This is a genomic window from Paenibacillus sp. AR247 (genome assembly GCF_002968895.1).
Taxonomy (GTDB): Bacteria; Bacillota; Bacilli; order Paenibacillales; family Paenibacillaceae; genus Paenibacillus_AQ; species Paenibacillus_AQ favisporus.
In genome coordinates this window covers 200,149-201,435 of sequence record NZ_PCZT01000025.1, presented here as the reverse complement: position 1 = coordinate 201,435, position 1,287 = coordinate 200,149, and the positions used below count along the sequence as shown (strand labels likewise).

Here is a 1,287-nt window from a genome sequence, read left to right as displayed (position 1 = left end):
CGATCGGTCTGCTCGGGCCGAGCGGCGGCGGCAAAACGTCGATTCTGCGGATGCTTGCAGGGCTGGAGACGCCGGACAGCGGGGAAATCCGCTTCCACGGAGAGCTGGTCAACGCGCTTCCGCCGCAGGAGCGGGGCATCGGGTTTGTGTTTCAGAACTACGCGCTGTTTAAGCATATGACGGTGTTCGACAATATTGCTTTTGGCCTGAAAGTGAAGAAAACGCCGAAGTCGCAGATCAAGGACCGGGTTATGGAGCTGGTCGAGCTGACCGGGCTGGCGGGTTTTGAGAAGCGTTATCCGCAGCAGCTCTCCGGCGGGCAGCGTCAGCGGGTCGCTTTTGCCCGGGCGCTCGCGCCGGAACCGCAGCTGCTTCTGCTGGATGAGCCGTTTGCGGCGATCGACGCCAAGATCCGGCAGGAGCTCCGCTCCTGGCTCAGGGAGCTGATCGAGCGGGTGGGCATCACGTCGATCTTCGTCACGCATGACCAGGACGAGGCGATCGAAGTAGCCGACGAAATCATGATCATTAATCAGGGACGCCTGGAGCAAAAGGGCACCCCGTGGGATATTTACAAGGAGCCAAAGACGCCGTTCGTCGCGACCTTTATCGGGGAGTCCACCGTGGTGGAGAATGCGCGTGAGCTGAAAGGCTTCGAGGAAGCTGCCGGGGGCAGCGGCACCCGGGCGCTCATCCGGCCGGAGTACATCGAAGTCGGCGGGCCCGACGAATTCCGGGTGCTGTCTGCAACGGAGGAAGGCATCGTGCGCCATCTGCATTTCCGCGGCAGCGAGTGGATGGTGGAGGTCGAAGTCGGCAGCCACAAGCTGATGACGTACCGCTCGCTGGAGAAGGATACGCTGCAGCCGGGTCAGCCGGTACGGGTGCTGGTGCACCGCGCCTACCTGTTCAACGACGAGCGCAGCTGGATCGAAGAAAACCGGCTTAAGGTCGACCCGATGCCGGTCATTATTTAAAGGGATCCGAGTATCGCTTATTTGAAATCTCATATTGGACCTTGGAAAATACTTACTCTTAGCACGGATACTTCCGTAATTTAGAGATGACACAGCAATACCGCTTCTGTGAAGATTATCCGTATTACGATTCCAGCCTGCCCTTCGGCAGGCTGATGCGGCAAACACGGCAAGTTTCAGCCTAAAGGAGTGGCAGACGATGCGAAAGCAGTCGATGCAAAATCACGATAGAAAGCCGGCACTCCGCCCAGGTCTTCTCGGCGCTCTGCTGCTGGCCTGCATTCTCGTCTTTACCGGCTGCAGCAAGGAT

General features: G+C 58.9%; 1 protein-coding gene. It reads left to right on the top strand.

Annotation, left to right across the window (positions count from 1 at the left end):
• A partial coding sequence (locus CPT76_RS33790) for a sulfate/molybdate ABC transporter ATP-binding protein (protein ID WP_105446015.1) occupies positions 1-977 on the top strand: 977 nt, incomplete at its 5' end.
• Between the last annotated feature and the right edge of the window lie 310 nt (positions 978-1,287).